This is a genomic window from Lysinibacillus sp. 1 U-2021 (assembly GCF_029916965.1).
Lineage (GTDB): Bacteria > Bacillota > Bacilli > Bacillales_A > Planococcaceae > Lysinibacillus > Lysinibacillus capsici.
This window is the reverse complement of the sequence record NZ_CP123966.1, coordinates 1,741,650-1,766,060: the sequence shown is the minus strand read 5'-3', so window position 1 is coordinate 1,766,060 and position 24,411 is coordinate 1,741,650. Positions and strand designations below refer to the sequence as shown.

At 42.2% G+C, this 24,411-nt stretch carries 30 protein-coding genes; 2 read left to right on the top strand and 28 right to left on the bottom strand.

The window, feature by feature from the left end; all coding sequences use genetic code 11:
• Window positions 1-246: 246 nt before the first annotated feature.
• From QH639_RS09020 to QH639_RS08935, 18 genes are all read right to left on the bottom strand, one after another.
• Complete coding sequence (locus tag QH639_RS09020; RefSeq protein WP_001244106.1) at window positions 247-3,003, bottom strand: TOPRIM and DUF927 domain-containing protein; 2,757 nt, start codon at window positions 3,001-3,003, stop codon at window positions 247-249.
• Window positions 2,990-3,361 (bottom strand): hypothetical protein, encoded by a 372-nt coding sequence (locus tag QH639_RS09015; protein WP_001208876.1) that lies wholly within the window; start codon window positions 3,359-3,361, stop codon window positions 2,990-2,992. Before QH639_RS09015 ends, QH639_RS09020 begins: the two co-directional genes overlap by 14 nt.
• Window positions 3,354-3,695 (bottom strand): hypothetical protein, encoded by a 342-nt coding sequence (locus QH639_RS09010; protein WP_000628970.1) that lies wholly within the window; start codon window positions 3,693-3,695, stop codon window positions 3,354-3,356. Before QH639_RS09010 ends, QH639_RS09015 begins: the two co-directional genes overlap by 8 nt.
• 10 nt (window positions 3,696-3,705) lie before the next feature.
• Window positions 3,706-4,308, bottom strand: coding sequence for a hypothetical protein (locus QH639_RS09005; protein WP_001058740.1), 603 nt, complete (start codon window positions 4,306-4,308; stop codon window positions 3,706-3,708).
• A complete protein-coding gene (locus tag QH639_RS09000) occupies window positions 4,301-4,522 on the bottom strand; it encodes a hypothetical protein (RefSeq protein WP_000181940.1) in 222 nt (73 codons plus the stop codon). Before QH639_RS09000 ends, QH639_RS09005 begins: the two co-directional genes overlap by 8 nt.
• Window positions 4,519-4,782, bottom strand: coding sequence for a hypothetical protein (locus tag QH639_RS08995; protein ID WP_001024677.1), 264 nt, complete (start codon window positions 4,780-4,782; stop codon window positions 4,519-4,521). The genes QH639_RS09000 and QH639_RS08995 overlap by 4 nt, the downstream gene beginning before the upstream one ends.
• Window positions 4,779-4,973 (bottom strand): hypothetical protein, encoded by a 195-nt coding sequence (locus QH639_RS08990; protein ID WP_001065661.1) that lies wholly within the window; start codon window positions 4,971-4,973, stop codon window positions 4,779-4,781. Before QH639_RS08990 ends, QH639_RS08995 begins: the two co-directional genes overlap by 4 nt.
• Window positions 4,966-6,033 (bottom strand): ash family protein, encoded by a 1,068-nt coding sequence (locus tag QH639_RS08985; RefSeq protein WP_000958748.1) that lies wholly within the window; start codon window positions 6,031-6,033, stop codon window positions 4,966-4,968. The genes QH639_RS08990 and QH639_RS08985 overlap by 8 nt, the downstream gene beginning before the upstream one ends.
• A complete protein-coding gene (locus QH639_RS08980; RefSeq protein WP_000476150.1) occupies window positions 6,027-6,209 on the bottom strand; it encodes a DUF4222 domain-containing protein in 183 nt (60 codons plus the stop codon). Before QH639_RS08980 ends, QH639_RS08985 begins: the two co-directional genes overlap by 7 nt.
• Window positions 6,202-7,035 (bottom strand): antA/AntB antirepressor family protein, encoded by an 834-nt coding sequence (locus tag QH639_RS08975; protein WP_001019369.1) that lies wholly within the window; start codon window positions 7,033-7,035, stop codon window positions 6,202-6,204. The genes QH639_RS08980 and QH639_RS08975 overlap by 8 nt, the downstream gene beginning before the upstream one ends.
• A gap of 12 nt (window positions 7,036-7,047) precedes the next feature.
• The gene (locus QH639_RS08970; protein ID WP_000412546.1) at window positions 7,048-7,479 is read right to left on the bottom strand and encodes a hypothetical protein; all 432 of its coding nucleotides are present in this window, start codon (window positions 7,477-7,479) and stop codon (window positions 7,048-7,050) included.
• The gene (locus QH639_RS08965) at window positions 7,479-7,682 is read right to left on the bottom strand and encodes a helix-turn-helix transcriptional regulator (RefSeq protein ID WP_001090781.1); all 204 of its coding nucleotides are present in this window, start codon (window positions 7,680-7,682) and stop codon (window positions 7,479-7,481) included. The genes QH639_RS08970 and QH639_RS08965 overlap by 1 nt, the downstream gene beginning before the upstream one ends.
• A 112-nt stretch (window positions 7,683-7,794) precedes the next feature.
• Entirely contained in the window at window positions 7,795-8,640 is an 846-nt protein-coding gene (locus QH639_RS08960; RefSeq protein ID WP_000735991.1) for a hypothetical protein, read from the bottom strand.
• Window positions 8,641-8,735: 95 nt separating this feature from the next.
• Entirely contained in the window at window positions 8,736-9,995 is a 1,260-nt protein-coding gene (locus QH639_RS08955; protein WP_001384863.1) for a tyrosine-type recombinase/integrase, read from the bottom strand.
• Between the two features lie 188 nt (window positions 9,996-10,183).
• Window positions 10,184-10,576 (bottom strand): endoribonuclease YicC domain-containing protein, encoded by a 393-nt coding sequence (locus QH639_RS08950; RefSeq protein ID WP_281115962.1) that lies wholly within the window; start codon window positions 10,574-10,576, stop codon window positions 10,184-10,186.
• Window positions 10,577-10,613: 37 nt separating this feature from the next.
• Window positions 10,614-12,041, bottom strand: a complete 1,428-nt coding sequence (locus QH639_RS08945; protein WP_281115961.1) for an amino acid permease — start codon at window positions 12,039-12,041, stop codon at window positions 10,614-10,616.
• Window positions 12,042-12,151: 110 nt separating this feature from the next.
• On the bottom strand, window positions 12,152-12,913 hold the full coding sequence (locus QH639_RS08940; protein ID WP_131521587.1) for a dimethylarginine dimethylaminohydrolase family protein: 762 nt from the start codon (window positions 12,911-12,913) through the stop codon (window positions 12,152-12,154).
• A gap of 14 nt (window positions 12,914-12,927) precedes the next feature.
• On the bottom strand, window positions 12,928-13,800 hold the full coding sequence (locus tag QH639_RS08935; protein ID WP_281115960.1) for a dimethylarginine dimethylaminohydrolase family protein: 873 nt from the start codon (window positions 13,798-13,800) through the stop codon (window positions 12,928-12,930).
• Between the two features lie 309 nt (window positions 13,801-14,109).
• Between QH639_RS08935 and QH639_RS08930 the strand changes: the two genes are divergently transcribed.
• A complete protein-coding gene (locus QH639_RS08930) occupies window positions 14,110-14,853 on the top strand; it encodes an IclR family transcriptional regulator (RefSeq protein WP_131521589.1) in 744 nt (247 codons plus the stop codon).
• 186 nt (window positions 14,854-15,039) lie between these two features.
• Window positions 15,040-15,228, top strand: a complete 189-nt coding sequence (gene rpmB, locus QH639_RS08925; protein WP_004227417.1) for a 50S ribosomal protein L28 — start codon at window positions 15,040-15,042, stop codon at window positions 15,226-15,228.
• Between the two features lie 92 nt (window positions 15,229-15,320).
• On the opposite strand, the gene spoVM is transcribed toward rpmB, so the two are convergent.
• The 10 genes from spoVM to def are packed head-to-tail and all read right to left on the bottom strand — an operon-like array spanning window position 15,321 to window position 24,342.
• A complete protein-coding gene (gene spoVM / locus QH639_RS08920; RefSeq protein ID WP_099805045.1) occupies window positions 15,321-15,422 on the bottom strand; it encodes a stage V sporulation protein SpoVM in 102 nt (33 codons plus the stop codon).
• A gap of 18 nt (window positions 15,423-15,440) precedes the next feature.
• Complete coding sequence (locus tag QH639_RS08915) at window positions 15,441-16,094, bottom strand: thiamine diphosphokinase (protein WP_259419881.1); 654 nt, start codon at window positions 16,092-16,094, stop codon at window positions 15,441-15,443.
• Window positions 16,091-16,759, bottom strand: a complete 669-nt coding sequence (gene rpe / locus QH639_RS08910; protein ID WP_131521707.1) for a ribulose-phosphate 3-epimerase — start codon at window positions 16,757-16,759, stop codon at window positions 16,091-16,093. The genes QH639_RS08915 and rpe overlap by 4 nt, the downstream gene beginning before the upstream one ends.
• Before the next feature lie 2 nt (window positions 16,760-16,761).
• Entirely contained in the window at window positions 16,762-17,646 is an 885-nt protein-coding gene (gene rsgA, locus QH639_RS08905) for a ribosome small subunit-dependent GTPase A (protein WP_131521591.1), read from the bottom strand.
• An 11-nt stretch (window positions 17,647-17,657) separates the two neighbouring features.
• Window positions 17,658-19,646 (bottom strand): Stk1 family PASTA domain-containing Ser/Thr kinase, encoded by a 1,989-nt coding sequence (gene pknB / locus QH639_RS08900; protein WP_237899602.1) that lies wholly within the window; start codon window positions 19,644-19,646, stop codon window positions 17,658-17,660.
• A 2-nt stretch (window positions 19,647-19,648) separates the two neighbouring features.
• The gene (locus tag QH639_RS08895) at window positions 19,649-20,398 is read right to left on the bottom strand and encodes a Stp1/IreP family PP2C-type Ser/Thr phosphatase (protein WP_131521593.1); all 750 of its coding nucleotides are present in this window, start codon (window positions 20,396-20,398) and stop codon (window positions 19,649-19,651) included.
• Between the two features lie 6 nt (window positions 20,399-20,404).
• Complete coding sequence (gene rlmN, locus QH639_RS08890) at window positions 20,405-21,547, bottom strand: dual-specificity RNA methyltransferase RlmN (RefSeq protein ID WP_048395368.1); 1,143 nt, start codon at window positions 21,545-21,547, stop codon at window positions 20,405-20,407.
• The gene (gene rsmB / locus QH639_RS08885) at window positions 21,547-22,908 is read right to left on the bottom strand and encodes a 16S rRNA (cytosine(967)-C(5))-methyltransferase RsmB (RefSeq protein ID WP_131521594.1); all 1,362 of its coding nucleotides are present in this window, start codon (window positions 22,906-22,908) and stop codon (window positions 21,547-21,549) included. The genes rlmN and rsmB overlap by 1 nt, the downstream gene beginning before the upstream one ends.
• Window positions 22,905-23,846 (bottom strand): methionyl-tRNA formyltransferase, encoded by a 942-nt coding sequence (gene fmt, locus QH639_RS08880; protein ID WP_259419882.1) that lies wholly within the window; start codon window positions 23,844-23,846, stop codon window positions 22,905-22,907. The genes rsmB and fmt overlap by 4 nt, the downstream gene beginning before the upstream one ends.
• 1 nt (window position 23,847) lies before the next feature.
• Window positions 23,848-24,342, bottom strand: a complete 495-nt coding sequence (gene def, locus QH639_RS08875; protein ID WP_004227388.1) for a peptide deformylase — start codon at window positions 24,340-24,342, stop codon at window positions 23,848-23,850.
• Between the last annotated feature and the right edge of the window lie 69 nt (window positions 24,343-24,411).

Sequence of the window (24,411 nt, the reverse complement as noted above, 5' to 3'; positions counted from 1 at the left end):
GTGCTCACTTTCAAAAACGTCACGCCCTTGTACACAGGATTTTACGAAAGTCTCGTAAAACACTCTCTGATGCCAGCCAGGTGTTGTGCGCATCAATTCAGTCACATTGTGTTGGTTCAAAATACCGTGTTGTTGGTTCAGTGTTGGTTCAATAAAAAGAATAAAATCCTTATAAAACAATACTCTTTACAAATTGAACCAACTGAACCAACTGAACCAACGCCTTTTCTACGCACATGAAGAAGCTCATTCTTCAGATGAGTTGTAATCTCCTGGCTGGTAATTGAGTACATAAACGTTTATTTGTCGTCCCTGAATACGTGGTGATTTTCTTTGGTATCCACGACCGCTGTTTGGTGGGGTTAGCATCCCGGCTTTTTTCAACACTTCAGCAAACTGTTTTGCGTTGAAACCACATGCGATCTCCTTTTCAAATGTGGCCGGGAATGTGTAGAAAATCATTGGGCTTTCGTCATGTTCTCCACGCTGACGGTATCCGGCTAAATCTTTGATGGGCAAATCTGCCGGGCTGTATGGAAATGGTGCAAAACGGCTAAGCCCATAGGCATTAAGAAATGCCTCCGTTTGTTCAATAATCTGCTGATGTTCTTTGTTACCTGTGCCGAACTCGCGCAACCATGCGTTATAGCTGTGCTGTATCGCATCACGGCATGTCTGAGCATCCCAGCCTGTTACAACCTCGCCTAACAGCAATGCGGCCTCCAGAATGGCAAATCGCGCGGCTACACGGTGAACCTGCTCACCATAATCGGATGGGATCAGACTTCTCCATCTGCTTTCGCAGTCACGAACAGTTTTAATTGCCTGTTGCTGGTGGTCTGCCAGCCATTTAATCCACTCACGCCCGGCTGCGCCGTGGTGATGCTGGTAAGCGTCTTTCAGTGCGTCTGCGTGCTGTTTTCCGTTCTGGTAATCGTGAAAGCGTACTGCTTTACTCAACGGAATATTCAGCAGTCGCACCAGTTGCCCGGCTTTGGTTTTTCGCCCGGAAGTAGCGATAAATGTTTCTAAATCCATTTCTCCGGTGCTGATTGCCACTGTACGCCAGCGTTTTAGATCCCGGTTTCCACCATCTTTAGCGCCTTGCAGTTTCCCTACACCGTTAAATAACGCATAGGCAGACTGTGAAACGCTGACAGGATCAGCGCCCTGACCAACTTCATCAAGCGGCATTAGTCCGTCATTGTGGGCGGCGGCCTCATTTGCCAGCCCCAGCGCGGTTCCGTACCACGTCAGCCGCAGTAAATCAGGGTTGCCGTATAAGCTGCTCGCCACGTTTGCCGTGGTGGTCTTACCTGCGCTCGACTGCTCATAGAAATGAATGCCGAACCCGTCAGCGCCCACCAGCCCAATCAATGGCGCTGCCAGTGCTGCGCCGATCCCGGTCATCATTGAATAGTTACCAAAGGCCAGACGCGCCACGTTATCACGCCAGCTTTTCGCGCTCCCTGAGACGGTATATCCGGCTGCGGCTGAGCTTCTCCCGCTGAACAGCACAGGATTTTCAGGTGTTCCGATGATTTCCCCATCAGGCATGATGTACGCTCCGCATTGCCAGCCAGTGGCATGAGCAACACGCCACAATTCACGAGAGCCACTGCGTTGTAGCCAGTCTGCCAGTATTGCTCTGAGGCTGCTTTTGGTCGTGACATTTACCCCACCAGCTTTAAGTGTGCGCCATCCTTCACGTTCACCAATATCAGCCAGTGGAATGGCAGCGGTTGTCGGCGTTTCAGAACCAAACGACAGCCAGCGAAGAATGAGATACTGGTCTTTATCGTCTCTGCCAGTACCGATAACGCTTAACGGAGAACATAACCAGCTTTCGTTATTGATGATTTCTCCACTCTGGCTGTCAGCTCTCGGAGATACCCAATAAATACCATCCTCGCGGCTTTCTATTCTTGGTTTCAGTGGGTCGGTATCCATAACCTTAAAATCGCTTCCCTCAATGGTCTGTGGCTCCTGTTTCACGCCATTACCCTGTGGTTGGTACATTGACTTATTGAACGCTTCTGTGGCGCATTTAATGCCGTGTTTTTGGTGGTAATCATTCCAGTCTGCTTTGTGATCTGTCGGGGGTAATGCCACCCATCCAGAAACAGATAAAGCTGCTTTTTCTGCTGCTATTCTCCCCGTGTTTTGTCTTCCTTCGCTGTGGTCGTTATCCGCAGCAATGATGATTTGTGCTGAAGGAAATTTATCCCGCAGTACCTGGGCGACATATAACAGGTTCCCGGCATCAATCGCCGCCACTGTCAGCGCCTCTGGACGAATTAAATGGGCAGATAATGCCGTTGCCAGCCCTTCTGCGATTAAGATGCTCTGTGTTGTTTCTGGTGCGTTTATGGCGTGATATGCCCCTCGCTTTGCTGAACCTGTCAGGAGTCTTTTTTCACCATGTGAGGTAATAGTCTGTGCTGCTGTTACTGCGCCGGATTTATCCACCAGCGCCAGCAACAGAGATCCATCGGGCAACACGGGGAATGTAAAATCACCTACCCCTTTCGCAACCAGATAATCAGATTTGCCGTTTACAGCCTTTCTGCGCATGTCATCAAACTGACGGGAAAACGTATCCCGTCTTTGTTGTTCGTCCTTCTCTGCCCTTTTCAGGCGCTCCTGTTCGCGTCGCTGGCGCTCGGTTTCCAGTTGTTCCCGTTTCTGGCTGGTGGCTTCTGGTGTTTCCGTTGTCCGGTAATCAATACCCAGAACATCAGCGGCAAGAAGCGCCGCCTCTGTTGTGTCGCAGTTATTTACGCGTTTAATTAAATCCAGTCCATCACCAGCGCCGCACTGATTACAGATGAAGCTACCGCGCCCGTTGTCATCGAACCGGAATCGATCTTTGCCCCCACATGCAGGGCAGGGAGCATGACGGCGCGGAGAGTCAGGGACATTTATGTTCAGGCAGCCCAGCACATGAGGCCAGTTGTTTTCAGACGCACTGATAACCTGGCGGATAAGATCAATGTTTCGCATCACCGTACCCCACGTGGTCTATAGCGTTTGCGATATGGCTAACCAGCATCTGCCACTTGGTTATTCCGTAATCAGTCAGCATGCCATCATTGTTTAGCCACATATCAAATTCAGCGGTTGTCGCAAGTTTCCACTTATCGCCGTGGACAGTCCTCATTGCTGGGTACATGAATGCGCAAATCAGATCACAAACATCTGACGCCTTCAGAGATGTAGTAATGGTGCGTCCCTCTGGCGTCTGAATTGCCATTTTCTCTTCACCAGTAGAATGAAGGTTATGAATCCACACAGCGCCAGCAATCTTTGCCACCTGCTCTCCGATTGCGGAGCTAAGCGCCATTTCTGCATTTTCACGCATGAGAACCTCCCGCTACAGTTGCGCCCATGTCATTAACCATGCTTTGCCATATCTCACGCCCGACGTCAGTCAATCCGTCCTTAGTGACGCAACGATCAAGAAGCTCTATCCCCACGGTTTCCCACTGCGGGTAGAACACTTTCATGGCTGCCAGTGTGTAGCTATCGATCAGGCTGCGAACGCCTTTTACTCCATTGACGATTTCCACACGGACGGCCTCGCCGTCCGCATGAACCATGAAATAGTCCCCGCCGCTGGTGGAGGTAATGTGGTTATACAGTGCCGACGCATACTTATTTGCCAGCGCATTCAGTCGGAAATTTTTAGTAATCATGGATCCATCCTCAGTGCGTCACTGGTTCCGCTGGCATGCCGTTTTCATTCAGTTCAGCTATAAAGCTGTTGTGAAGTTCAGCAAGCGTTTCACGACCAAATGGAGTCAGTGCTCCTTGTTCCACATCCATCATGGCTCTGTAGAAAATGATGGCGCGTTCTGTGCCAGACTCGATGCCAAAACGTTCTATCATCGCGCCCTCAATGTTGTTTGCCATAGCGAGGCGCTCTGCTACTGGATACAGCGGCATGGCGACGATGCCGTTGGAATAAACAGCCACTTCGGAAGGATTGCCAGTATCATCAATGATGCTGACAGTGCCGTTTTCCTCTCTCATTTCCAGCATGAATACTGTTGCGATCAGCCATCTCCACATAATGACGTTATGCTGTGATGTGTAATCGAAATATCCCTGGTTGCCGCCATCGGCAATAGCGAGATGTATTGACATACCTTCATCTGGTTTATCGTCATAATCCCCGGCATCCAGACGATTTACGGCATCAATATATGAAACGGTCTCAACGCGTTCTGTCATGCCATCGTTGCTGCGGTGCATGATGTTTACGCCGTCAGGCGTTGCTTCTGCATGGAAGGTTAAGAAATTATTCATGTTTCGCCTCGCCTGAATGATTCTGTAACTCATATTTGCCCAACAATTCGTCTGCTTCCTGAATAGCTTCTGGTACGCCATTGAGCAGTGACATAACCGCGCCAATCATTAACTTGTCTCTGTTGCTGGGGCTGGCCCCTTCAAGCCAGAACCCTAAAACAGTCTGAACCTGTTCGATGCGACATTGCGCTTCAATGAGCTGGATGTTGGTCATTTCGCACTCTCCGCATCGATTAAACTGATATCTATCAGGGAGGTAACTTTTTGTAGCCAGCTATTGATTACTGTCGCCTGTTCCCCTCCCACCGATGGAAGAATCTCATTCATCACATGAACCAGACCTGTGCGCGCTCTGGTAAGCCGTTCAGTCGTGCGATCTGCAAGAGTGAATGTGTCTGGATATAGCTCTTCACGACTCAGCAATGATTCAATTTCCAGCTCACACGGATGACGATAAATTAAGTTGATATTCATTTTTCACCCCCAAGAATTACCAGCTCTGCACGGGCATCGTTAACCAAAGATGAGCACGCTTTAATCGCATCCACGACATCAGCAGCGTCCATTTCTTCAGCCGAAAGACTGACAGCAACCAGGACAGCCGCTGCTTGCTCGATTAATTGAAGTGCGGACGTAAGTCGAGGGGCATTAATTGAGTTATTCATTGGTTGCCCCCGTTTTTCCTGGCATTTCGCCACCTTCCAGCAGGAAATGAACGTCACGAACGGCGAGATCCAATATCGCGAGTAACGCCTTCAGTCTTTCGTCTCGTGAGGGAGAGTTGCTCACCAGAATGTCGTTAATCACTTCTGTCAGTGTGATGATCTGGCTTGTGCGTTCGAGGGGATCCATATGCACATCGTAGGTTTTAATCATGTGCCACCTCCATGCGGATACGACCAGCAAAAAAGCAGACGTGATCGCGCACCAGAGAACGGCGAGCATCGCGTTCAGACTCGGCAGCAATATGATGAATTTTGGCGGTAATTGTCGGGCAATCGCGGCGAACTGCGGCGATAATCCAGATAAATTGCGGTTTTTGGGTAGGGGTAGTAGCCAGCATGTGGCAGCCTCCATTCGATAGCATGTAACGCTACCACCGGAAACGCCAATTTCGCTGGTGGTAGCCCAGACAGGGTTGGCGTAACCGGCTCGAATGGATACCGGCGCTTCCGAAGAAGCCCCTGCCTGAGCCACCATTGATTGACAAAGGCGCTGGATTATACACCAACGCCCAAAAAATGGGTGAGTCAGACCTACGACATAAAAAAAGACGCTCGGCGCGTCATATGTCGCCATTCGATTTACCAGGACGCCAATCCCGGCACCCGTTTTATGAGGTGCCTTATAACCATAAACCGTGTTGCCGCATAACGGCAAGCTCTTTTTTATGGACTCCGAAAACTCACTATTGGAAGCACCAGATGCACAATACATCGCGCTCATTTCGTTAACGTCGCGCGTGTGGACGAAGGTTTTTGTGGAGTCACTACGCGAGCAGAGAAAGCCATCTACGACCAGAAATTCTCTGGCGCAGCCGCCGACCTTCTCAACGCTAACACCATCGACCGTAATTTCTGACATAGTTAAGGCATCCGCTCCTACCACCAGAAAATGATAAACTTTGCTTGCATCTGCTGTATTAATGCCAGACTTTGCTGTCATATTGCTGGATTTTGGCGACATACCAGCCAGTGAAAATATCTTCTTCTGGACGGTTAGCATTTGTTAACCTCCGCGAACTCCTTCATGAAGCGCGCCAGCGGTTGTACGCATGGCGATTGATACCCGTCGCGATAAAACGTCACTCGGTTGTGAGACACGCTTTCGACAGTAACGAGTGCTCCGTGGGCATCTTTGTAGCGTTTTTGAGGTTGTGGTGTTCCTGTCGGCTTAAACATGGACCGCCTCCAGACGCTTGGCGAGCCAGCGTTGCGACAGGCGGGTGAGTTCTCCTTTGCGCTGCTCATATTCCATGCCCATATCAATTAACGTGATATTGGTGCTTTCGAGATATGAGAGGTGCTCAAGCTGTTCTGCGTTCATATGGTCGCGAGGTTCGCCAGAATAGCCATTTATCCGCGCCCACTGCTTAGCAGTTAGCCCTCCAAGAACGATACGAGAAATCATATTGCTCTCGTTTGTGTAGTGGTGTTGCTGCGTCGTTTTCCCCTGCTCGGCACGGGCCATATTCAGCGCATCGCACATTGGCTTAAAGTTGTTTGCGGCACTGATACGGGCTTTTAGCTGGCGACGATAGCGGGCGGCGATTTCAGGCACGCTACGCTGTAATTCTTCCTCGCACTGGATGAAATAACGACGGATAGCGCGACCCTGATCATTGCGTTCGATCATTGCCAGTTCTTTCGCCATTCCGACACTTAACAGATAGTCTTTGCCGGGTCTGCCAGACTGCTTAATCTTGCTGTAAGCCGCGCCATTCGGGCTTTTCCCCAAATTTGGGGAAATTGTTTTATGGACTGAGTAATCGTGCCCAATGGTGAAGTCATATTCAGAGATGCGATCAGTGATCCATGTAGAGAAGTCTTTTCCCACGCCCAACGCTTTGTGTAACGCTTTTGCGCTAACAATATTGGTTTCACGCCCACCGATGTGACCAGGAATAACCGGGACAATTGCGGCAAATTCATTACCGTTAATTGTGCCCAGAGAGGCGTTCAGATGAGGGGCGGCCTCAGAAATTAATCTGCTTTTTTCGATGTTCATTTTCAGTCTCCGTTAGGCGGCGTTAAACGCGTCCGGGTAGAGTTTCAGAATGTCGGCAATTTCCTGCTGAGAAAGTCCGTTGTGATCATTTATGTTCGCAAGATGGTTAATATGAGTGATCACTTTCAGAACATCACCGCGGCAGGAGAAACGGTAGCGAAGGTGTGTTCCGATACCATCAGGATTCTTTTCGTCGATACGCTCCAGAGTGATTCCAAGCTGGCGTTCTAACTCTGTTGCATAGTTACGACCAGAAGACAGGCGGCAGTAGCGAAGAATGTCATTTTCTGTCCATCCCTCTATACCAGTACGCAGCATATAGACTCTGGCACGATGCTTTTTCGGTGTGCGCTTTGGTGCTTGAAGGGATTTTGTAAGGGGCGTAACATCAGATACGCGAGTATCTGAATTAGCCGCCTGTAATGGGCGGTTTTTCTTTTCCATCAGGCCACCTTCCCGCGGCGTTCTGCCAGCCAGTTGTGAATCTCAACCGCATCAAACGCAGTTATTTTTTCTCCCAGCTTTACCGGACGTGGTAGTGAACCGTTTCTTACTTTACGGTCGATGGTGGATACACTAACGCCCAGCAATTCAGCCAGGCGAAAGCGTCTGATATAGCCTTTTGTAGGAATCGTGTCGGTGTTCATGCTTCCCGTAACCTCTTAGCGATAGTTGTTGCTTCGTTACGGGTATTTAATGGTGTGCATGCTCAAAAGTGAATTACAGTAAATTTTATTGTCACGATACTAAATTTTATTATCATGATTTCTTCTTTCCTGCCGTGGTACGTTTTTCCGGCAATCTGTCCATGTCAGATATGATCTTCTTTAAATAATCTGTAGATGGTTCATCATAATCGCCACCCACATGTGGCCAGTGGTCTATCGTAGCGTTTGCCCACGCTTCGTTGGTTTCTTTCCCGTTTTTCCCTTTGCACTCTTCCGGATAGTGCCGTTTCACATAAATCAACGCCATAATGCTATTCTCACGGTTCAGGCTATGTCGTGCTCTATTTCCATGCTCTATGTTTTTAAATTCCTTTTCATAAAGATCGTGTGAACCCAAATGGAGTATGCTGGGTATTGGCTGATTTTTATCCATGCTTTCAGCTATATATTCAACCCACGGTCTTGATATATACAAATCTTCCACAGACGATACGGTGGTATCATGTTCGCGAAAATCGTAGAAAAAGTAACGTCCTGATGTGATATCTAGTTCTTTTTTTATATATGCTGGTGAGAATATGAGTGGAATGTCAGGGGCTCTCTTAACCCCTGCAAGGGAAGCAATGAAATCACTAGGAACGTGCCATAATCCACTTGCTAAGCACTTCATACCATCGAAAACACCTTCATTTAGATATCTTTCGGTATCTTCTCTAGTAGAAATAATAGAACCAAATAATAAGTTTTCTATGTCTTTGCTGCCGTGGTCTGGTGGCAAGTTTCCCGCTTGATAGAGTACGCCTTCATACTGGTGAATTATTGTGCTCAAAAATATAGAGCCTGATACTCCCATAAGTAGAAGATCATCGACTTCTATTTCTAATAAATTTGCTGCTCTATTAAGTCGGAAAAAGAGATTTGGTGGTAGTTTTTTCATTGCGTCACCTTTTACGCTGCGCCTTATTTTGTGATTGAGCCAGGCGGTAAGGCTTCCCGCTTTTCGCCCCGTCGAGCTAGGCTCAATCTATTCAGTTAGTTCGCCCTTCTGAGAGGCGTTACGTTGTGGTCTTTTCCGCTTTCCAGTGCCACCAGCAGATCAGCCCACTGTGCCAGTGCTGCTTTACGCTCATCAAAATACTGATGGCGGTTATAAATCCCCTCTACGCCCTTAATGCGATGATTGAGGCATCGTTCCGCCACGACAGGATCAACACCCAACGCTGCTAAATGAGTACGTGCGGTGCGTCGGAAGTCGTGAATCGTGAAATTAGGCACATCCGGTATTTCGGCGCGAACCTTAGCCAGTGCTACGGGCAAAGTGCTTTCCTGAATATGTGGGATCATTCTGTTTTGCATCTTCCTGGCTGGAAGCACCCATGCGCTATTACATGAAAAGGTGTGTAGCTCTCTCAACCATTCAACGGCTGGGGAAGGTAGAGGTATATCAATAGGGTCTCCGTTTTTGCTGCGTTCTTCCGGCAAATGCCATACCGCACCATCTAAATCAAACTCTTCCCATCGTGCGGCGCATAACTCCATCTTACGAACGCATAGTGCCAGCAATAGCTTAAATGTCAGTTCGTTCTGGCGGCTGAATCCTTTTGCGGTGCGCATAGCTTCGAATAGCCTGATAAGCTCATCGCGAGTTAGCCAACGGTCGCGGGAAACCTCTTTACCACCAGCATCAGATACTTCAAACGCTGAACAAGGGTTTATCTCCAGAGCGTGGCGTTTTATCCCATAGTCAAAGATACGGCGTGTCCAGCGTAATACATCTGTTGCTATCGTTGGTGCTCCTCGGTCAACGATACCTTTCAACATGTCGTCAATGTGGCGTGGCTTAACGTCCTCCACCTTCATATGCCCAATGCAGGGGTTAATATCCTTATCAATTCTCCGGCGAAGGATATCGGGATGTTTCCATCTTGGAAGTATCTGGCGCTCGAAGTATTCGGCGGCCAGATCTGAAACGCGCATGGCGTTTTTCTCAGCCTCCATTTTTGCCAGTGCTTCAGCTTTTCGTTCCTGTTTCTCTGCTGCTACGTCATAGCCAAGAGCAACTCTGGCTGACAGCTCTTTTGCTGTTTCTCTGGCTTTTGATAGTGACAGTTCGGAGTAAGAGCCTATAACCATAGCCCGCTGCTTTCCTGCGAGCTTATAGCGGAATCGCCAGAACGGGACTGTGTAGTTTTTTGGGTAGCAAATATAAAGGCCGTTGCCGTCTGCCTTGCCATCAAATCTGTCTCCCGCCTTTATCCATGCGCGGATCTGCATATCTGTGAGTTTTGGCATTGCGAATACCTGAATATCGAATATGGGTGTGTACATAAAGCAATGTACATGAAAGTCATTATGTACACCTCTATGTACACGCATATTGTGCGCTTTGTTGCGTCGTTATGATAGCTCATGATAACAAAAAAGCCCGACATTTCGCGGGCTTTGTGGTTTTTTGCTGCTTGGTGATTTTTATTGATAGCTTATTCGATATTCTGAATCTGCTCGCGCATCTGCTCAATCAACACTTTCAGCTCGATGGCGGAGTTTGTCACTTCGGCATTGATAGATTTCGACGCAAGAGTGTTCGACTCGCGGTTGAATTCCTGCATCATAAAGTCCAGACGACGACCAACGGCTTCTTTTTTCTTCAGAATGTTGTAGGTCTCTTTGACATGCGCTTCCAGGCGGTCCAGTTCTTCGGCAACGTCAATCAAGTCTGGGTGCTTTTCAAAATATGGAAGCGTTAACAATTTATCTTTTAAGCGAAAGGCAAATTTATTTTCGCCCTCCGTTAATGTTCGGCTTTCCCAGCTCACAAGCTCACATAATAGGGCACGTAGTTTTTCGGGTATATCCCACATAAAAGTATTCATAAAATTCTCCTTTAACTCCCCTTCGTTAGAGGTACGATTAACGAACTTCTAGTGTTTCTTCATTTTTGCTATCTGTAGCAGCAGTCGCCGCTTTTTTTAATTTCAATTGATAAAAGATCATACAGGCAATAAAGAAGCCAATCCCGTATAGTAAACCAATCCTTTGCGTTGGATCAAACGCTAAAAATACTAAAATTAAAACACAAAAGATTATACAAAATACTGGAATCAACGGGAATAGTGGTGTTTTAAATTTTAGTTCAGCCACATTTCCTCCCGACTTCACATAGCGATAACGGAACATTAACTGAGAAGCACATATCCCCATCCATGAAATTGTGACAGATATACCTGCTACCGACATTAGTAATACAAATACAGCATCCGCTTCCATAACACTAGTTAATAAAGATAAGAGTGAGAATACCATCGTAAAAATAAGCGCATTTAAAGGTACTTTATTTTTCGTTAATCGACCAAATAACTTGGGCGCCATCCCCTCTTGTGACATGGAAAATAATAAACGTGTTGATGCATATAAACATGAATTACCGACTGATAAAATAGCTGTCAAAATAACAAAGTTCATGATACCAGCGGCATATGGTACACCAGCTAAATTCATTAACGTGACAAATGGACTTTCCATCAGCCCAAGCTCTGATGCTGGGAATATTGCTGATAATACAATAATGGAAGCAATATAGAAAACGATGATTCTAAATAGAATCGTACGAATCGCTCTTGGAATATTTTTTTCAGGGTTCTCGGTCTCCCCTGCTGCAATCCCCACCAGCTCTGATCCCTGATAAGAAAAAATTACATTCATCATTGTGACAAAAATAATCGTAATACCTGCTGGGAATAAACCAGAAGGTGCTAAATTTGTGAGATGTGGGGTAGGTCGATCTGCTAATGGAATTAAACCAAAGATTGCCGCTCCACCAATAATGATAAATGCAATCACTGCAACAACTTTTATACTAGCAAACCAGAACTCTGCTTCAGCAAAGCCCTTCGTTGTTAAAGCATTTAAGACAAATAAAAGAACCATAAACACAGCACACCATATCCAAATTGGTACACTTGGAAACCAATGCTGCATTAAAATACCTGCAGCCGTAAATTCAACGCCCGCTGTGGCAGCAGACCCGACAAAATACATCCAACCTAATGAAAAACCAGCTGAAGGACTAATGAAACGTGTTGCATATGTTTGGAAAGAGCCTGTAACAGGCATGTAAACAGCCAATTCCCCAAGGCAATTCATGACCATAAACAAAATTAAGCCACCAAATAAGTAACCAATCAGTGCACCTCCGGGTCCTGCCTGGTTAATGGTATAGCCTACATTTAAAAATAAACCTGTTCCAATTACCCCCCCAAGTGAAAGCATTAACAAGTGACGACTTTTCATCGAACGTTTTAATTGATTATTGTGAAGCTGATCCCCTTTATTCAACATCCATCCCTACTTCCCATATAATGTAAAAATATTAAATATTCTGATTTTTCTAGAATGAAAGTACCCAATCAATTTTCTCTTTTAAATTGATTGGGTATTGTTAGATTTACTTAAAAACGTAATGATAAACAGCTTAAACCACCATCATGTTTTCTAAATTCAGACATATCAAGTTCAATTATTTGATAGCCAAGGTCCAGTAATTTACGATTTGTTTCTGGATAGCCAGCTGGGATAATAATATAATCATTTACTTGAATACAGTTAGCTGAATATTCATCCTCTTTAGGAATCACGATTTTTTCGTAAGATTCAAATGCAGGATGATCGACAAATTCACCAGCTAACACCATACGATTTTCCCCAACATAGGCAATTCCAGTTTTTAAGTGGAAGAATTCTTTTAATGGAATAATAGTTGCTTCATAGCCTTCTTGTTCAACAATCTCTTTAAATTGCTGAGCGCCTTCTTCATTTGTGCGATCTGAGATCCCTACGTAAAACTTTTTCTCTGCTTGTAGTACATCTCCGCCATCAAGTGTTCCTGAACCTTTAATATAGTAAATTTTTTCATAGAATTGCTTTACAGCTGGTTCGATTTCTTCAATTTCGCGGTTACGAGCTGCTGCTCCAGGATTCGATATAATAGCAAATTCAGGCGTTAATACAGCTGTATCCTCTACAAATGTTGAATCTGGAAATGCTTCATTTGCTGGTAATTGTGTAACTTCTACACCGCATTTTTTTAAAGCCTCTACATAATGTTCATGTTGTTCAAATAATTTTTCTAAAATCGGCTTTCCTAAATCACTAGTTGTTAAACCGTTTACAAAACTATTTCCTGGATTTTTAACAATAACATTTTTAAACATATTCATCTTCTCCTTTATCCTCTTACTACTGGGCAAGTTAGGCAAGTCGGCCCACCTGTTCCTTTAACAGTAATTTCATCGCCTTTATATTCGTACACAGTGGCTCCAGCATCAAGTAGCTGTTGCTTTGTTGCTTTGTTGCCTTGAGGAATCACACATACCCTCGGTGCAAGCGCTAACACATTACAGCCTAACGAATCGTATTCATCTTTAGGTACTTCTACTAGCTGGATGCCCCGCTCAATTAGCAGTTGTCTGAAAAATACTGGCATTAAACGCGAATGCACAACAGCTAAATTTCGGTCTACCATACTTATGAAAGACATTAAATGTAAACATTCAGCTTCACCAAGATCATGTGGTAGTTGTACAACTATAAATTCATCTACCATATCGGCTGTCATTTCCTTTAACTGACGAATGGCTTCATCGTTTGTTCGATAACCTCTACCCACAACGAGCGTTCGATTATCTAGCCAAACAATATCTCCACCGTCTGAAACTGCCTCTCCAGTAAGTTCACCAATTATTGGTATACCTTTTTGCCGTAAAAAGTCCTTGTATACTGCTGCTTCTGGTTGTCTTAATTTTTTGCCTGATTTCAGTATAATGGCACCATTTGGTGTGAATTTAACTGGATCATGTGCATAAAGAGAATCTAATCCTACTTCATCTGCTTTAGGCAAATATTCAATAGTCTCAACATACCTTTCAAGAATCCCAATAAATTCAACGTATTCGCTTAGAGCTTCTTCATAATTAGGCTCAGATAAGTAGTTAAATGTTTTCCATTCCTTACTAAGATGTGTTTGGCTTTGGAAAGCATCTTTTGGATCTTTTACAATAACGTGTTTCAAAGGCGCATACATTGATGAACAATAATGCATTCCTTTCACCTCTTTTCCGTGTAGTGGAAAACGTTTCCGTTAAGAGGAAAGTTTATATGAAGAATATATTCGTTTTATGCTATACTGTCAATATATTTAGAAAACTTTTAATTTTTCTTTTAATCTAGCTTGCATTCACCCTTGGAAAAAGAGCCGTAAAACATTTATTAAATAAGCCTAAAAGGATTCTTTTGTCGCTTTCGTGTATTAAAATAAAGCCTTTGTTTAGACTTCTGATTTTTCTGGGAATATTGAAACTAGACGTAGATGGAGAATAAAAATAAAATAGGATGAAGGGAGGTGGGACAAATGCAATTATTAGAGCGAGCGATGACAATTGCCAAGGTTTTAGCTGCTGATGCAAATGACAGTAGCTTGTCCATTTCAGAGCTTTCTACAAAATGCGATTTACCGCTAAGTACTTTACATAGAATTTTAAAAGCCATGATTAAACAAGGGATGATTGAGCAAGATGAACAGACTAAATATTATCGGCTTGGAACCATATGGATGGAACTTGGCTTACAGGTGTATGATACGATGGATTATATTAGCAAAATCAGACCTGAGTTAGAACGATTAGCCAGAGAGGTTGAAGAAAGCGTTTATTTAAGTAAACCAGCTGGATTAGATACGATTATTATAGAACGAATAGACAGTGCAGCAAATCCGATTCGTATTTATGATCAGTTGGGTATTCGCATACCTATGCATATCGGAGCGGCCAATAAAGCCATACTTGCCTCAATGTCCGTGATTCAATCCAAAGAAATACTAGAGCAACTAGTAACTAAAGATGAAATGGCCGAATTAGAGGAACAGCTTCATCAAATTCGACAACAAGGCTATGCAATAAGTCACGGAGAACGAACTGCAGGTACTTCCTCTATTGCTGTCTCTGTTTTAGATGGTTTTGGTGAAGTGATAGGAGCAGTCAGTATTAGTTTTGTAAACTTTAATGTCTCTCAAGATCATATTAATACATTAATTGAGCGATTAGTTGATACTGGTAGACGTGTATCACTGAAACTTGGTTATCGAGGAAAAGGTTAGGAGAACTATTCCCCATTAAACTTCTCTACTTTTCATAAACGTTTTATGTCTGTAAAGGTTTTTTTCTTGAAAGGTTATGTGAAAACTGTTGCACTGAACGCCATCGTATGTTAAATTATTATGGTATGTGAAATACCGAACTGAAATAATAATCTTTCAGCATCAACAGTAAGGAGGGAATACAACATGCCAAAACAATGTGTAATCACTGGACGTAAAGCTCGTACTGGTAACAACCGTTCCCACGCTATGAACGCTAACAAACGTACTTGGGGTGCTAACCTTCAAAAAGTTCGTATCTTAGTTGACGGTAAACCAAAACGTGTATGGGTTTCTGCTCGTGCATTAAAATCAGGTAAAATCGAGCGCGTTTAATCGCTGCTTCTAAAAAATCGATTTCGCATTGAGCGCAATCGATTTTTTTCTTGATTAGTATTCTAGAAGAAAGTAAAAAAATCCGACTAGTGTTAGTCGGATTTTTTTACTTTCTTATCTTTTTTAAATAGGTTAATACACGTACGCGTGATACTACTCACGAATTTCGGCAATTGGAATGTATATACTTTCAGGACTCTCTCCCCCTTACGCTAATCTATGCTTCTTATCATTAAACATATGCCATGCGAGAAAGATATAGACCCTGAAGTTCCTATTATTTCATTACTTGTAAATCGAGATGTTCCTAAGGAAATTTCCTCATTCGTTGTTTCATATTTTACTTGTCGTAAAGTTACATCTTGAATAGGCTCCTCGTGAGCAAAAAAAGACAAGTATCGGTATCGATCATCCGCATAAATTGTATGTGTACCTGGTAGTAAAAATTGCAACATATTAGTATAATTGATTATCTTTAGCTCAATTTGAGGATGCTCTTTTTGTAACCGATAAATAGAACGAACAGCTGCCTCGTAATGATCTAAACGCCCACCCGTCACACCTGTCAGAACAATTTCTTGTGGTGCAAACGTATAGGCTTTAAGCAAAGCTAAATCCGTATCTGTTTCATTTTTCTCTTCTTGAAAACGTTGTTGATCATTGGTTTGTGCCATCACTTGTCGATATTCTTCATCCGTTAAAGAGTCAAAATCACCAACAATGGCATGAGGTGTAATTCCCTGCTCAATTAAATATAAAGCACCACGATCAGCCCCGATAAACACAACATCCTGTTGTTGCTGAAACGATGAAAATGAACATAGCTCATTTTTTGGACCACCTGCACAAACAACGACTGTCGTCATCCTTTAATCGCTGCCTCTCCAGCTAGTAAAATCTCTTGAAGAGCAGCTGTTCGATCTTCTTTACTATAGATAGCTGACCCAGCTACAAAAATTGTCGCTCCAGCCTGTGCACATGGCACAATTGTTTCAGCAGTAATACCACCATCAATTTCAATGGCAATATCTAAGCCACGCTCCTTAATCAATGTTGATAATGCTTCAATTTTAGGTATAACAGAATGGATAAATTTTTGTCCACCGAATCCAGGATTAACAGTCATTAATAATACCATATCAATATCTTCTAAAATGTGTTGAATTGAGTCTATCGGTGTATGTGGATTTAATACGACACCCGCTTTTACTCCAAAAGAACGGATTAATTGAATTGTTCGATGTAAATGACGGCATGCTTCTACATGTACCGTAATATAATCTGCTCCAGCTTTTGCGAACAGTTCAATATACTGGTCTGGATTTTCTATCATTAAATGCACGTCTAATGGTAACTTCGTTAATGGACGGATAGCATCCAATACAATGGAACCAAATGAGATATTCGGTACAAAGTGACCATCCATTACATCAATATGAATAAGTTGTGCACCTGCTTGCTCTACTTCCTTTACTTCTTCACCTAACTTTGCAAAATTTGCTGCTAAAATTGATGGTGCTATTTGTATCATCATTAATACCTCGGCTTTCGATCCATAATTTCTTGCATAAATTGTTCATAATGCTTGTAGCGGTAGTCACGAATTTCCCCTGCTTCTACTGCTGCCTTTACTGCACATTTTGGCTCTTTCAAGTGTAAGCAACCCCTAAATTTACAATCATCCGCTACTCTAGCCATTTCAGGAAAACATACACCTAATTCTTCTTTCTCAATTTCGTCAAAATCAAAGGAACTAAATCCAGGAGTATCTGCCAATAAACCATCACAGACTTCTATCAGTTCAACATGACGAGTAGTATGTTTACCCCGTCCTAAGCTTTGGGAGATAATACCCGTTTTTAAGTTCAACTCTGGAATGAGCGTATTAAGCAAAGTTGATTTGCCAACGCCCGATTGGCCCGCTAAAACGGTGGTTTTTCCCTTTAAAATAGGACGTAATCGTTTTACTAATTCTTCTTCATCTTTATATGTTTGCAAAACTGTATAGCCCATGCCTTCATAATCTGCTATATAATTTTGTAATTCATCACGTTCATCATTTTCTAGCAAATCCATTTTTGTTAAACAAATAATAGGATGTACATGGAAGGATTCTAACACAACTAAAAAACGATCCAGTAAAATGGTATTGAAATTCGGTTCCTTTACGGAAAACACCAAAATACCTTGATCAATATTCGCAATTGGCGGACGTACTAATTCATTTTGACGCTCAAAAATCTTTTGTATTGTCCCATCAGAGCCTTCAGTTTCCATTGTATACTCTACAATATCGCCTACGAGTGGGGATTCGCCACGATTACGAAATACCCCACGTCCTCGACATTGAATCAGTTGATGTCCATCAAATACATAATAATAACCACTTAATGCTTTTCTTATTTGGCCTTGCGCCATCCAATTCCTCCTTAATCGACATCATTATAATGAACTTTGCCTTCTAAAATTATTTCTGAATCCCGAATTATTCTATAACTCGCATCTTTGCCATCTTCAATTGTAAGCTGAATGTTGTATGGCGTATCACCTAAAATTTCAAATACTTCAACAGGTTCAGACAATGTATGATTTTTATCTTGAATTTCAATTCGAATATTTTGAGCTATTCCCTCTTCTGTAGGTTTATACTCAATGACTACAGGTATTAGACGTAGTTTATCAGGCTGTTTCGCTGGCCCTTTACTTATTACAACCGATATCATAGAACCTTCCTCTACCATAGTACCCGCTTTTGTCAATTGCGAAATTACACTCCCAGCTGGGATGGTTTCATGATGTTCTTCACGAGATATACGCCAATTGAGGCCTACTCTTTTCACATAGTCATCCATATCCGCTTTCGTATAATTTACAACGTTTTCAACCCTTACCATTCTAACTCCTTGGCTAACTTTAAACGTGATTGTTTCTTCTTTCGCTACTACCTCAGAATTTGGAGGGATGCTTTGCTCAATGATACTTCCTTCTGGCTCATTAGAAGGGACATCCTCTTTTACCACGTCTTTATACTTTCCTTTTATTAAAGCTTCAACTTGACTATAATTTTGTCCTACATAATTATCTACAGTCGTCATCTCTACACCTAAACTAACGATTAAATCTACCTCTGAGCCTTTTTCACGTAATGAATTTTTTGATGGGTCCGTTTCAATAACCTTCCCCTTTTCAATTTCCTCATGATTTCGCTCCTGATGCTCTTCACCAACAACAAATCCATCTGCTTCTAATTTTTTTGTCGCTTCCTCTATTGTTAAATTTGCTACATCTGGTATAGCCACTTTTTTCGGGCTAAATAAATCTTTTGCAAAAATAAAGAATAAGAAAATGACAATCACAGCAATGAATAGTCCAGCAACATATTTGGGCCAATTTTTCTTCTTTGCCTTAACAGGAACTGGCTTTTCTACAGGCTTTTTAGGTTGTGGTTGAGAAGGAGCTTTAGCTTCCATAATTGGTTCAATAACTCTTGTTTTAGTTAAATCTTCGTCTTTTTTATGCATCTGCTCTTTAATGATGGGAATAGCCTTCGTTACATCATTATCTACAGGTATGACAAATTTGGGATCGTTGATTCTAGATGGTGATAGTACAGTTTCCAAATCTTCATACATTTCTTCCACTGTCGTATAACGATGGGATGAATCTTTGGCAGTAGCCTTTAATACTACATTCTCCAAGCTTTGGGGAATCGTTGCATCAAAAGCACGGACAGAAGGCGTTTCGGCTTGTAAATGCTTAAGTGCTATTGAAACAGCTGATTCACCAGAAAATGGAAGTTCACCTGTTAATAATTCATATAATACAATACCGAGTGCGTAAATATCTGATTTGTTTGTAGCTGTACCGCCGCGAGCTTGCTCCGGTGATAAATAATGCACTGTGCCAAGCACAGAATTTGTTTGAGTAAATGATGTAGCACTTAACGTCATGGCAATACCAAAATCCGTAATTTTCACATTACCTTCCGCATCCATTAAAATATTTTGCGGTTTAATATCACGGTGGATAATATGGTTTTCATGGGCATTAGCAATGGCAGACGTTAATTGCTTCATAATATGCACACTTCTTGCAGGAGAAATTGGTGCAAATTCTTGTATGTACTGCTTTAATGTTTTTCCTTGAACATATTCCATCACAATATAGTGTAGATCTCCATCGTCACCTACATCATAAACACTAACAATATTCGGATGTGTAAGACTTGTAGCAGACAGTGCCTCACGTTGAAAACGTCGATGTAATTCATCCTCATTGGAAAAATCATAGCGTAATATTTTAATGGCTACATCACGATTTAAGATCATATCGTGTGCTAAATAAACATTGGACATACCTCCGCCACCAATGAGTTCTATAATTTTATAGCGGTCACTAATTCTTTTACCTACAAGCATTCTTACACCTCCTCATCCCTTTTTGTTAATAGCACGAGGGAGATATTGTCTTCTCCCCCGCTGGCATTTGCTAATTCTACAAGTTTACGTCCCTTTTCCTTAATGGAGTCTGGATACGTAATGATCGATGCCATTTCATAAACAGTTAGTTTATTGCTTAATCCATCTGAACAAATGAGTAAATACGATTCTGATGCTAAATCTACTTCATAAAAGTCTGGTTCGATTGTGTCCTCTGTCCCAACCGCTTTTAAGATGAAATTTTTCTTTGGATGTGTCAAAGCCTCTTCTTCGCTTATCTCACCATTTTCGACCAAGACGTTCACATATGAATGATCTCTTGTTATTTGTTGTGCACCATCTTCAAAGAAATAATACACACGACTGTCCCCCACATGTGCAATGAAGCAATGTTGTTCTTCGATTAACACTGCAATAAATGTCGTGCCCATTCCTTTACAGTCTTCATGTGATAAAGAATAGTCATATATTGTTTTATTCAATTGCTTAACTGTTTGTAATAACCATTCTTTTTTTGATGTTGTGGATACAAAATGATGTGTGTCTGCCTGTAAAAAAAAGGATTCCATTTGTTGAATTGCCATATCACTTGCTACATCACCAGCATTATGACCACCCATGCCATCCGCTACAAGTGCTAGTGCAAGCCCATCTGGACGTTTAAAGAATGCAGCACGGTCCTCATTAATGGATCGTTTTAAACCAATATCACTTTCGACTGTGTATTCCAATACTGGTCACCTCGTTTCTTCAGATCTCTCTTGTGCACGTAATTGACCACACGCAGCAGCGATATCTGAACCTTGCTCTCGGCGGATCGTTACGTTAATACCATTTTTCTTTAATGTTTTTTCAAAAGCAAAAATTTGACTACGAGATGTACGAACATAATCACGTTCTGGTACATAGTTTACAGGAATTAAGTTGACATGACATTTAATTCCTTTAATTAAAGCAGATAGTTCCTCTGCTATTTCTACTGAATCATTTTCACCCGACATCAGTCCATACTCGAAACTCACTCGTCGACCTGTTTTTTTTGTATAGTATCGCACTGCTTCCATTAATTCTTCCAATTTATAAGCACGGGCAATTGGCATTAGCTTTTGACGTGCTTCTTGGTTTGGCGCATGCAGAGAAACAGCAAAGTTAATTTGTAATTGTTCATCTGCGAACTGGTAAATTTTAGGTACAATACCCGATGTTGAAACCGTGATATGACGTGCTCCGATATTTAAACCTTTTTCATGATTGATCACTTTTAAGAAGTTCATCATTGCATCATAGTTATCGAAAGGTTCACCAATACCCATAATGACAATATGAGATACTCGCTCGCCCAATTCATCTAATGTTTGTTGGACTTTGACAACTTGCTCCACAATTTCCCCTGCTAATAAATGTCGCTTCAAACCACCTAAAGTGGATGCACAAAACGTACAGCCAATTCGGCAACCTACTTGTGTTGTTACACAGACAGAATTTCCATATTCATGGCGCATTAACACAGTTTCTATTGAATAGCCATCTTGTAATTGGAATAAAAATTTAATGGTACCATCTTTAGATTCTTGTTTAATAATGGTTGATAGTGTGGATAATGCAAAATTTGCAGTTAGTTTTTCGCGTAATCCCTTTGAAAGGTTTGACATTTCTTCAAATGTCTTTACACGTTTATTATACAGCCAGTCAAAAATTTGAGCAGCACGGAAAGGCTTTTCGCCATTTTCCTTTAGCCATTCTTCTAATTGATGAGGTTGTAATGAATAAATGGATTCTTTTAAATTTGGCTTTTCTTTTTTTACACGTCGAACGGGCTTTTCTTCCGCTTCTTCGACTAAATCGTTAATACGTTCATTAAATTTCTCTTGATCCACCATTAGTTGGATTCTCCTTTTTTACGAAAGGCGGCGACAAAGAAACCGTCACTGCCAAAGTCTTGTGGAAAGACTTGAAGCATGCCATTAGCTTGCTTTTCCGCTAATTTTGTTGGTAAAGATTCTAGTTGTATAGCTTCCATTTCTGGATGTGCTGTTAAAAAGGCTTTCACAGTGCCTTCGTTTTCTTGTATGTCTACTGTACACGTACTATATACAAGCTTACCATCTGTTTTCAAAACTTTCGTTGCAGCATCCAGTAAAGCTAATTGGATTTTTTGAAGACTTTCTAAATCTTCTTCTCGCTTTGTATACTTAATATCTGGCTTACGTCGCATAACTCCTAGTCCACTACATGGTGCATCGACTAAGATAGCATCAAAAGACGCTGCTTGTAAAAATTCTGGTGCTTTCCGTCCATCTATTGGGGCTGTTTCAACAATATCAAGCCCTAGACGTTCAGTATTATGGTCGATTAAATCTAATTTATGTGGATGAAGGTCTGTTGCTAAAATAGACCCTTCATTTTTCATTATTTCGGCAATATGTGTTGTTTTTCCACCAGGTGCCGCGCACATATCCAAGACACGCATACCTGGAGCTGGTTTTAGCACATTAGCAGGTATCATTGAACTTTCATCCTGAATAGTAATTATACCTTCTTTGAAGGCTTTTGTACGAGCTGGTTGACCGTTTGTAATGTATAAGCACTCTGGTATAACATCGCTTTGATTAGCCGTTAATCCTTCTGCCTCTAACTCGGCAATTGCTTGCTGAACAGTTGCTTTTGTTGTATTAACACGCACAGTCTGCACAGGCGGTCTATTATTTTCATGCAACATTTCAGTCGCTACTTCAAGACCGTAGTTATCAACAAATCTTTGAACTAACCACATTGGATGACTTGTTTCTATAGAAAGACGCTCAATTGGATCTGCTATGTCATCTGTTGAAGAGACTCCACCGCGTAACACGGATCTTAATATGCCATTGACCATAGAAGCGATCCCACGATGCCCTCGACGCTTGGCAATTTCTACTGCTTCGTTTACTGCAGCGTGTGGAGGAATACGTGTTAAATAATGGATTTGATACAACGAGATTCTTAATAACCAGCGAACCCAATGATCAATTGAACCACGAATAAATGGCTCTAAGTAATAATCAAGTGTCATTTTATGCTGTAAAGTTCCATACGTTATTTCAGTCAATAAAGCACGATCTTTTGCTTCAATTTTATGTCGTTTAATTGTTTCATTTAGCAATAAGTTGCTATAAGCCTGATTTTTATCAACTGCTAATAGAATTGACAATGCGGCATCTCGTACATTGCCATCCCAAATCACTACACTTTTTTTACTCATTTAAATTGGTCCCCAATCTGTAATTTAGAACCTGTCCCACGTAAATATTCCTCTGCGGTCATACGCTTTTTTCCAGCTGGTTGCACATCATATAATGCTAAAGTTGTCCCGTTGCCAGCTGCTACCTCAAAATGATCTTTAGCAATGGCCACCACTGTACCTGGATTAGCTTCATGCTTACTTTTGCCAATCGTTGCCCACCAAATTTTAAAATTACCATCCTCAAAAGTGGTATAAGCAACAGGCCACGGATGAAGACCACGCACTTGATTGTATAAAGTAATAGCATCGTTGGTCCAATCAATCCGTTCTTGTTCTCTTGAAATATTACGCGCAAAGGTAACTTGTGCTTCATCTTGAACTATACGGTTATTTGTACCATTTATAATTGAAGGAAGTGTTTCCTTAAGTAATTCACAGCCAACCATACTTAGCTTATCAAAAAGTCCACCAGTATGATCATCCTCTTCAATAGGGATTGCTTTTTGAGAGATAATATCTCCCGCATCAAGCTTTTCTGCCATATACATGATTGTTACTCCTGTTTCTTTTTCACCATCCATGACGGCTTGGTGAATTGGAGCCCCTCCACGATATTTTGGTAATAGTGAGGCATGGACATTAATGCAGCCTAGAGCTGGTGCATCTAATAATTCTTTTGGTAGTATCTGTCCAAATGCTGCTGTTATTACTAGATCAGGCTGTAAAGCAAGAATCTGCTGTAACTCCTCGGAGCCACGCAATTTTTCAGGTTGAATAATTGGCAAGCCAAGTTCCAAAGCCGTTGCCTTTACTGGCGGCGGTGTTAATACTCGCTTACGCCCAACTGGACGATCTGGTTGTGTTACAACTGCTTTAATAGCATATCCTTCATCATGTAGCATACGCAAAATAGGTGCGGAGAAGTCAGGTGTCCCCATAAAAACGATAGATGTCATTTTATTCCTCCTCTTCAGCGTACATTTCTTCTAATTCTTCTGCTGTGACAATACGCTTGATTTTTGAATCGAAAAGCACACCATCTAAATGATCAATTTCATGTAAAATCGCACGGGCATCAAAGCCACCTGCCTCTAATTCATAAACACGTCCTTCACGATCACACGCTTCAATTTTGACATAACTAGGACGTTCCACTTCTCCATATAACCCTGGAAAGCTCAAGCATCCTTCAATATCTACTTCTGCTCCGTCCGTTTCAACGACAGTTGGATTAATCATTTCTAAAATATCACGTTCTTCACCTAGTTCAACAATTGCTACCCGTAACCCTACGTCTATTTGTGGTGCCGCAATTCCAACGCCATCATATTCCACCATAGTGTCATATAAATCATCCAGTAATGTAATAATTTCATCATTAATTTCTGTCACTTCAGCACACGGTGTTGATAGTACTTTTGCAGGGTTTTCAATTACTTTTTTTATAGCCATTATTATTTCCTCATTTCTGCTTTAAAGCTAGTGCACTAGCTAATTGATACTTTTATTAAAAATCGTGCT

Excerpts from the sequence above, each read along its gene's own strand:
- QH639_RS08975 (WP_001019369.1), bottom strand. The coding sequence starts at position 7,035 with ATGAACATCGAAAAAAGCAGATTAATTTCTGAGGCCGCCCCTCATCTG.
- QH639_RS09005 (WP_001058740.1), bottom strand. The coding sequence starts at position 4,308 with ATGAATAATTTCTTAACCTTCCATGCAGAAGCAACGCCTGACGGCGTA.
- QH639_RS08990 (WP_001065661.1), bottom strand. The coding sequence starts at position 4,973 with ATGAATAACTCAATTAATGCCCCTCGACTTACGTCCGCACTTCAATTA.
- rsgA (WP_131521591.1), bottom strand. The coding sequence starts at position 17,646 with ATGGCGCAAGGCCAAATAAGAAAAGCATTAAGTGGTTATTATTATGTA.
- rpe (WP_131521707.1), bottom strand. The coding sequence starts at position 16,759 with ATGATACAAATAGCACCATCAATTTTAGCAGCAAATTTTGCAAAGTTA.
- QH639_RS08915 (WP_259419881.1), bottom strand. The coding sequence starts at position 16,094 with ATGACGACAGTCGTTGTTTGTGCAGGTGGTCCAAAAAATGAGCTATGT.
- QH639_RS09000 (WP_000181940.1), bottom strand. The coding sequence starts at position 4,522 with ATGACCAACATCCAGCTCATTGAAGCGCAATGTCGCATCGAACAGGTT.
- fmt (WP_259419882.1), bottom strand. The coding sequence starts at position 23,846 with ATGACATCTATCGTTTTTATGGGGACACCTGACTTCTCCGCACCTATT.
- QH639_RS09015 (WP_001208876.1), bottom strand. The coding sequence starts at position 3,361 with ATGCGTGAAAATGCAGAAATGGCGCTTAGCTCCGCAATCGGAGAGCAG.
- QH639_RS08955 (WP_001384863.1), bottom strand. The coding sequence starts at position 9,995 with ATGCCAAAACTCACAGATATGCAGATCCGCGCATGGATAAAGGCGGGA.
- QH639_RS08995 (WP_001024677.1), bottom strand. The coding sequence starts at position 4,782 with ATGAATATCAACTTAATTTATCGTCATCCGTGTGAGCTGGAAATTGAA.
- QH639_RS08980 (WP_000476150.1), bottom strand. The coding sequence starts at position 6,209 with ATGTTTAAGCCGACAGGAACACCACAACCTCAAAAACGCTACAAAGAT.
- pknB (WP_237899602.1), bottom strand. The coding sequence starts at position 19,646 with ATGCTTGTAGGTAAAAGAATTAGTGACCGCTATAAAATTATAGAACTC.
- rsmB (WP_131521594.1), bottom strand. The coding sequence starts at position 22,908 with ATGAGTAAAAAAAGTGTAGTGATTTGGGATGGCAATGTACGAGATGCC.
- QH639_RS08940 (WP_131521587.1), bottom strand. The coding sequence starts at position 12,913 with ATGTTTAAAAATGTTATTGTTAAAAATCCAGGAAATAGTTTTGTAAAC.
- def (WP_004227388.1), bottom strand. The coding sequence starts at position 24,342 with ATGGCTATAAAAAAAGTAATTGAAAACCCTGCAAAAGTACTATCAACA.
- QH639_RS09010 (WP_000628970.1), bottom strand. The coding sequence starts at position 3,695 with ATGATTACTAAAAATTTCCGACTGAATGCGCTGGCAAATAAGTATGCG.
- QH639_RS08965 (WP_001090781.1), bottom strand. The coding sequence starts at position 7,682 with ATGAACACCGACACGATTCCTACAAAAGGCTATATCAGACGCTTTCGC.
- QH639_RS08960 (WP_000735991.1), bottom strand. The coding sequence starts at position 8,640 with ATGAAAAAACTACCACCAAATCTCTTTTTCCGACTTAATAGAGCAGCA.
- QH639_RS08945 (WP_281115961.1), bottom strand. The coding sequence starts at position 12,041 with ATGTTGAATAAAGGGGATCAGCTTCACAATAATCAATTAAAACGTTCG.
- QH639_RS09020 (WP_001244106.1), bottom strand. The coding sequence starts at position 3,003 with ATGCGAAACATTGATCTTATCCGCCAGGTTATCAGTGCGTCTGAAAAC.
- rpmB (WP_004227417.1), top strand. The coding sequence starts at position 15,040 with ATGCCAAAACAATGTGTAATCACTGGACGTAAAGCTCGTACTGGTAAC.
- QH639_RS08985 (WP_000958748.1), bottom strand. The coding sequence starts at position 6,033 with ATGCTAACCGTCCAGAAGAAGATATTTTCACTGGCTGGTATGTCGCCA.
- rlmN (WP_048395368.1), bottom strand. The coding sequence starts at position 21,547 with ATGGTGGATCAAGAGAAATTTAATGAACGTATTAACGATTTAGTCGAA.
- QH639_RS08970 (WP_000412546.1), bottom strand. The coding sequence starts at position 7,479 with ATGGAAAAGAAAAACCGCCCATTACAGGCGGCTAATTCAGATACTCGC.
- QH639_RS08950 (WP_281115962.1), bottom strand. The coding sequence starts at position 10,576 with ATGAATACTTTTATGTGGGATATACCCGAAAAACTACGTGCCCTATTA.
- QH639_RS08935 (WP_281115960.1), bottom strand. The coding sequence starts at position 13,800 with ATGCATTATTGTTCATCAATGTATGCGCCTTTGAAACACGTTATTGTA.
- QH639_RS08930 (WP_131521589.1), top strand. The coding sequence starts at position 14,110 with ATGCAATTATTAGAGCGAGCGATGACAATTGCCAAGGTTTTAGCTGCT.